Source organism: Streptococcus pseudopneumoniae, from assembly GCF_001076775.1.
Lineage (GTDB): Bacteria > Bacillota > Bacilli > Lactobacillales > Streptococcaceae > Streptococcus > Streptococcus pseudopneumoniae_G.
The window spans coordinates 100,092-106,841 of the sequence record NZ_JVGV01000027.1; the positions used below are offsets into that span (position 1 = coordinate 100,092).

8 protein-coding genes and 1 pseudogene are annotated in these 6,750 nt (G+C 42.0%); 1 reads left to right on the plus strand and 8 read right to left on the minus strand.

The features are described 5' to 3' along the window. Window positions 1-129: 129 nt before the first annotated feature. The 8 genes and pseudogenes from purB to ADJ60_RS08495 all read right to left on the minus strand — a co-directional run bounded on the left by purB (window position 130) and on the right by ADJ60_RS08495 (window position 5,332). Complete coding sequence (gene purB, locus ADJ60_RS08470) at window positions 130-1,425, minus strand: adenylosuccinate lyase (RefSeq protein WP_049544572.1); 1,296 nt, start codon at window positions 1,423-1,425, stop codon at window positions 130-132. Between the two features lie 63 nt (window positions 1,426-1,488). Further along, entirely contained in the window at window positions 1,489-1,716 is a 228-nt protein-coding gene (locus tag ADJ60_RS08475; RefSeq protein WP_049515828.1) for a hypothetical protein, read from the minus strand. A gap of 9 nt (window positions 1,717-1,725) precedes the next feature. Then, complete coding sequence (gene purK / locus ADJ60_RS08480) at window positions 1,726-2,817, minus strand: 5-(carboxyamino)imidazole ribonucleotide synthase (protein WP_049515830.1); 1,092 nt, start codon at window positions 2,815-2,817, stop codon at window positions 1,726-1,728. Beyond that, window positions 2,804-3,295: a 5-(carboxyamino)imidazole ribonucleotide mutase gene (purE, locus tag ADJ60_RS08485; RefSeq protein ID WP_049515832.1), complete on the minus strand. Its 492-nt coding sequence runs from the start codon at window positions 3,293-3,295 to the stop codon at window positions 2,804-2,806. The genes purK and purE overlap by 14 nt, the downstream gene beginning before the upstream one ends. 31 nt (window positions 3,296-3,326) lie before the next feature. Further along, a complete protein-coding gene (locus tag ADJ60_RS11780; RefSeq protein ID WP_078228439.1) occupies window positions 3,327-3,443 on the minus strand; it encodes a phosphoribosylaminoimidazole carboxylase in 117 nt (38 codons plus the stop codon). Between the two features lie 94 nt (window positions 3,444-3,537). Then, on the minus strand, window positions 3,538-4,800 hold the full coding sequence (gene purD / locus ADJ60_RS08490) for a phosphoribosylamine--glycine ligase (protein WP_000772239.1): 1,263 nt from the start codon (window positions 4,798-4,800) through the stop codon (window positions 3,538-3,540). 121 nt (window positions 4,801-4,921) lie between these two features. Beyond that, window positions 4,922-4,990: pseudogene (locus ADJ60_RS11955) on the minus strand (IMP cyclohydrolase); the annotation flags it as partial. A gap of 66 nt (window positions 4,991-5,056) precedes the next feature. Further along, window positions 5,057-5,332: a helix-turn-helix domain-containing protein gene (locus tag ADJ60_RS08495; protein ID WP_033685261.1), complete on the minus strand. Its 276-nt coding sequence runs from the start codon at window positions 5,330-5,332 to the stop codon at window positions 5,057-5,059. A gap of 117 nt (window positions 5,333-5,449) precedes the next feature. On the opposite strand from ADJ60_RS08495, the gene ADJ60_RS08500 reads away from it, so the two are divergent. Continuing rightward, window positions 5,450-6,622 carry an AIPR family protein gene (locus ADJ60_RS08500; protein WP_049544564.1) on the plus strand — a complete coding sequence of 391 codons (1,173 nt, stop codon included), beginning with the start codon at window positions 5,450-5,452 and terminating at the stop codon, window positions 6,620-6,622. Window positions 6,623-6,750 lie beyond the last annotated feature (128 nt).

Below are 6,750 nucleotides of genomic sequence, written 5' to 3' on the forward strand. Positions count from 1 at the left end.
GATAGACTAAATTTGTTTAAATTTTACTAAAATATAGGTAATTTTTATCAAAAGTACTTGAAACAAAATAAAAATCGAAGTTCTTCTACTCCTACAAATAGAGTAATAGAAATTCGATTTTTATTCTAATTATCCTAAACCAAGACGTTCAAAGATATCATCTACTCGTTTGGTGTAGTAAAGAGGGTTAAAGATTTCGTCAATTTCTTCTTGTGTGAGTCGTGATGTTACTTCTGGATCTGCTTCAAGAAGTGGTTTGAAATCTACTTGGTTGTCCCAAGAGTAAGCCGTTTTTGGTTGCACCAAGTCATAGGCTTGCTCACGGGTCATGCCTTTTTCAATCAAGGTCAACATAGCACGTTGGCTGAAAATCAAGCCAAATGTCGAGTTCATGTTGCGGATCATATTTTCTGGGAAAACTGTCAAGTTCTTAACGATGTTTCCGAAACGGTTGAGCATATAGTCAATCAAAATAGTCGTATCTGGTGTGATGATGCGCTCAGCTGATGAGTGTGAAATGTCACGTTCATGCCAGAGAGCGACGTTTTCATAGGCTGTCACCATGTGACCACGGATAACACGCGCAAGACCTGTCATGTTCTCAGAACCGATAGGGTTGCGTTTGTGAGGCATTGCAGATGAGCCTTTTTGCCCTTTGGCAAAGAATTCTTCCACTTCGCGTTGTTCTGATTTTTGCAATCCACGAATCTCAGTCGCCATACGCTCGATAGAAGTTGCGATGCTGGCAAGAACTGCAAAGTACTCAGCGTGAAGGTCACGAGGAAGCACCTGTGTAGAGATTTCTTGAGCACGGATACCCAGCTTATCGCAGACATATTTTTCAACAAATGGTGGGATATTTGCAAAGTTACCAACCGCACCAGAAATCTTACCAGCTTCCACTCCAGCAGCCGCATGCTCGAAACGCTCGATGTTGCGCTTCATTTCGCTATACCAAGTCGCCAATTTCAGACCAAAGGTTGTAGGTTCAGCGTGCACACCGTGGGTACGTCCCATCATGATGGTAAACTTGTGCTCCTTAGCCTTATCAGCGATGATGTTAGTGAAGTTTTCAAGGTCACGACGGATGATGTCGTTGGCCTGCTTGTAAAGATAACCGTAGGCCGTATCCACCACGTCGGTAGAAGTCAAACCATAGTGGACCCACTTACGCTCTTCACCAAGCGTCTCAGAAACTGCACGCGTGAAAGCCACCACATCGTGACGCGTCTCCTGCTCAATCTCCAAAATACGGTCGATGTCAAAGTCCGCTTTTTCACGAATCAAAGCTACATCTTCCTTAGGGATTTCCCCCAACTCAGCCCATGCCTCGTCAGCCAAGATTTCCACCTCAAGCCAAGCACGGTATTTATTTTCTTCACTCCAAATATTCGCCATCTCAGGGCGAGAGTAACGGTTAATCATGTTGTTCATTTTTCCTTTCTTCTTAAGCTGTTGGGAATAAGCTATCTAGGTAAACCAAGATTTCTACTCAAACTCCTCTTTTCCAATAAACACAGATGGATAGTGTAGTAATTCATTGAGATCGGTATCCAATGGTAAATCATAAATTGCTAAATAGTTTTCAGGATATAGAGCAACTAGCTTTTCATATTTAGCCTTTACCTTTTCGTGATCACTGCTAGCAAACAAGACTTCGACAACTGCTCCAGTCTTATCCTTTTCAACAAAAGCGTTAACGATTATTTGTATCATAGACTTGTCCTAAAAATCAATCCCTTTCCCTAACTCATCCACACTATCTGATTCATCACTAAACAAAGTCACATGTCCCATCTTGCGGTTGTGCTTCGCTTCTATTTTACCATACATGTGGAGGTGGGCGCTTGGATTTTCTGTCACATATTGCTCAGCAGCCTCGACATGCTGGCCGAGAACATTGAGCATGACGGCTGGGGCATGTAGTTTGATGGCTGGCAATGGTGCTCCGAGAACACCTAGAATATGGGCATCAAACTGAGAGAAGTCACAGGCTTCGATTGAGTAGTGTCCTGAATTGTGTGGACGCGGGGCAATCTCGTTGACAATGATGTCATCAGCTGTCGCAAACATTTCCACACAAAGTGTTCCAGACAAGTTGAGTTGCTCAGCGATTCTCACTGCCATAGCTTTGGCCTTGTCTGCTAAACTCTCAGAAATGCGAGCTGGCACAATGGTCTTAGATAGAATGTTGTTACGGTGGACATTTTCCTGAACTGGGAAGACTGTCACATCCTTGCTATTTCCTGAGACGATAACAGAAATTTCAAGGTCAAAATTAACAAATTCTTCCAAGACACAGTCAGCTGAATCTGCTAGTTCATAGGCTTCTTCCAAGTCTGCTTCTGAGCGAATGACCTTTTGCCCATGCCCATCGTAGCCACCAGTCGCAGTCTTGAGGACATAGTTTTTGGACAGATCAATCTCCGCCAAGTCTTGGCTAGAATTCACAACCTTGTAGGGTGCTACAGTGACTTGAGCCTTATTTGAGAGAAAGTCCTTTTCAAAAATCCGATTTTGGGAAATGCGAAGCAGGTCTGTCCCTTGAGGGAGTTGTCCATCCTTGATGACAGCATCCAAACCATCGGCGTCGACATTTTCAAATTCATAGGTAAGAACATCACAGCGCTCCGCCAACTGACGAAGAGCATCCACATCGTTATAAGGAGCCACGATGATTTCCGCCACGCGAGAGGCCGGGCAATCTGCAGCAGGATCCAGCGCGATAACCTTGTGGCCCATGTAGATAGCAGAAATGGCCATCATTTGACCCAGCTGGCCGCCACCGATAATTCCGATTGTTTTAGATGAGCTCATTTGTCGACTCCTCTGCGATTTTTCCTTGTTCTTCTGCAAAATCTGCCAAAGCTGTCGCGATAGCCTGATCTTCTGCTGAAAGGAGACGAAGGGCAAAGAGGGCAGCGTTTGTCGCTCCTGCTTCACCGATAGCCATTGTCGCAACAGGTACGCCACCCGGCATCTGTACGATAGAGTAAAGCGAGTCCACACCACTAAGGGCACGCGATTTTACGGGCACACCAATGACTGGAAGGGTTGTTTTAGCTGCGACCATCCCTGGCAAATGAGCTGCGCCACCTGCACCTGCGATGATGATCTTGATACCACGACTACGCGCTTCTTCGGCATGCTTGAACATGAGATCAGGTGTGCGATGGGCAGAGACAACCTTCTTCTCGTAGGCTACACCGAAGCGGTCTAGGACTTCTGCTGTTTTTTTCATGGTTGCCCAGTCGGATTTTGAGCCCATGATGATGGAAATAATTGGTTTGGTCATGATTTTCCTTTTCTTTCCTTTCTTTTTTCAATCACCTTAGGTTGTGAGGGACGGCAGCAGCCACCAAAGGTGTCTCATGCCTAAATCGGAAGCCCAAGGTCTTCCAATTTCCCTGAACGATTGTATTGTCATTCAATCGTTCTTGCACAACAGCGGTGATTGTTCTATATTAGCTCGCTAACGCTCGCAAATCAAACGACTATTAACGTACTTGACGACTGCATCGCTTTTTTCTTATACCTTTATCGAATAGCTTTACTTCCGATATCTGTTCGGTAGAAGAGGCCTTCTGTTTTTTGTTGGGCGAATTCTTGGTAGATGGTGTCCTGGGCTTCTTTGACGGTGGCTGCTGTGGTGACGAGCATATAGACACGTCCGCCGTTTGATAGCAGCGCTCTACTATTTTCCGAAAACTTAGCCCCTGCATAGTAGGTGATGATATCTCCCTCGGTTTTTGCCGGTAATGCAACACCCTTTTCATATTCTAGCGGGTAACCGTTTGATGCGACAACTACACCAAGCGTCACACCCTTGTCCGTCCAGGTGATGTTTGGCTCCTTGCCATCGAGGATATCCGTAATATTTTGGGCAAAATCAGAGGTCAGACGAGGCAAGATAATCTGAGTTTCTGGATCTCCGAAGCGAGCATTAAACTCGATGACCTTAGGTCCATCAGCTGTCAAGATAAGTCCTGCGTAAAGGATACCCAGATAAGGGCGCCCTTCTTTAATCATGCCATCAAGGACTGGCTTGACAATGGTGTCAACCGCTGTATCAACCACACTCTGTGGTAAGTGTGGAACTGGCGCATAGGCACCCATACCTCCCGTGTTAGGCCCTTTGTCGCCATCGTAGGCACGTTTGTGGTCCTGAGCCGTTGGCATGATGTAGAACTTATCACCATTGACAAAGGCAAAGAGTGAAAATTCCTCTCCTTCAAGGAATTCCTCAATAACCACACGCGCACCTGAGTCACCAAATTTATTGTCCAAAAGCATCTCATGAGCGGCTTCGACCGCTTGCTCGACTGTCTCAGCAACGACGACACCCTTCCCAAGCGCCAAGCCATCCGCCTTGACTACGATAGGCGCACCCTGCTTTTCGATATAGGCCTTAGCTTCCTCGAAATCTGAGAATGTGCCATAGGCTGCTGTCGGAACGCCGTATTTAACCATGATTTCCTTGGCAAAATCCTTAGACCACTCAAGTTCAGCCGCAGCCTTAGTCGGACCAAAGGCTTTGAGACCAGCTGCATGGAAATCATCCACGATACCAGCCGCAAGGGCGTCATCTGGCCCGATAAATGACCAAGCAATATCGTTGGCCTTTGCAAAGTCAATCAATTTAAAATGTTCGGAAATAGAGATATTTACCAATTCCAGACCATCCAGAGTCATCCCATCATTTCCAGGAGCAACAAAAACCTTTTCTACCTCTTTTGACTCAAGCAACTTCTTAGCAATGGCATGTTCACGACCACCCGAACCGACAACTAACAGCTTCATCTTTCAACCTCTTTTGCGAATTATTTACTAATATTATACCATAAACGTTCGTTTTAATCTTGTTTCGTTTCGCTTTTAAAGCAAAAAAAGGAAAGAAACTGTTTTCTTCCCTTTAACGTTCTTAATGTCTAAAATGTCTCACGCCTGTGAAGACCATGGTCAAGCCGTATTTATCAGCAGCTTCGATAGAATATGCTTATAAATTAAATTCTTAATATAGACTGGTTTTGGAAATCTAAGTTCAAATAGAAATTGATTAAAGTAAGTCCAATATTTCTTTAACAAATTCAAGCTCATCAATTTCTAAAGCAATAGATAAGTTACGAATATTTTCTAACGATGGAATATTTTTACCATTTTCGTAGTTACATAGCGTCTTTTCACTAATCCAATCATCACAATCAAAAAATTTTTGGCTTCGATCATCTATAAATCCCTGTCTAGATTTTGGTAAGTCTGTTAAACTCGCTCTATGTTTTCTTATTAAATTTCCTATTTCTCTGTGTTGTGTTTCATTTTTTCTCAAAGTCATATTTTTATTATAACATAAACAGAACCTAGGTTCATTGTTTCTTTTTTTAAAAAAGATATAATACTAGTATAGCAATTGAAAAATCAACTTGCTGAATAAATTTTTAGGAGGCTTACTATGAGCTCAACATTTAATTTTAAAGCTAGCGCTGTTCGAACTATCGAATCCCCTTCACAAAAAGGTGTCACTACTTATTTTGTATATCTCAACTTTAGAGATCTCCCTTCCAACTTACCGATGGAAGTCAATCCAAGACAACCTAAAATGACTACAGCGGTTGCCAAATCGTTAATTAACGCTGTCAAATCGCCTGATACTGATTTCGACATCAATAATCGAGGAATAGTAATTGTTGCTAAACGATTCAAATTCACACCCAATCAAAATTTAGTATCTTTAGATTTAGGAGATGACCCTCAAAATTACGGAATTCTGGATGGTGGTCATACATACAAAGCGATTATAGATAATAGAGATCAAATTCACTCCGGATTAGATAAGTTTGTCAAACTTGAAATTATTGTCGGTGAACAATTGACCGTGTCACGTATAGCCGATGCACGAAACACTTCTGCTCAAGTTAGTGATATCGCATTATTTGAACTAGATGATAAGTTTGATCTAATTAAAGACTCGTTGTTAAATGAACAATACGCCTCAGAAATTGCTTATAAAGATAACGATAATAAAAGAATTCCAATTTCTGAATTAATTCGTTTGATGTTTACTTTCAATATTAAACGTTTTCCAGACGATAGTACTGCACCAGTATCTGCATATTCTGGAAAACAAGCAGTATTCAAAGATTATCAAAAGGAATTCGGAACAGACAATAATATCTATGAAAAATTAGCACCTTTTCTCCCTGACCTAGTTGATCTTTATGAGCTAATTCAAAAGGAACTTCCTAACAAATACCAAGAATACAAAAATTCTGAAGGAAAGAATGCAGCATTCGGAAGAATTCGTGGAGTTGAGGGATCTGGAAGTTATTATACCGACTTCACTGAACAATCTATCAATTACAATATCTCTACTGGTTTTTTGATGCCTATTTTCGGTGCCTTTAGAGCATTACTTAGAGAGTCCGACGGAAAAATCAGTTGGGAATTCGATCCTAAAGATGTATGGAACATCGCTGGAACAAGACTGGTACAAAATACTTTCGACACAGATACTAACCCTCAACAAGTTGGAAAAAGCAAAACACTATGGCAAGCTAATTATAGAATCGTTGACAGTGTCAGAAAGGATTTACTATTGGACAAGCTTTTGAATGAAAGAAATTAAGATAAATTTTTTATAGAAGAATCTGCACAGTTTGTGTAACTTAAACTATCAAAAAAGCGCTCAACTTTGAACTGCACCCCAAAAGTTAGACAGAAAAAATCTAACTTTTGGGGTGTTTTTATTATGAA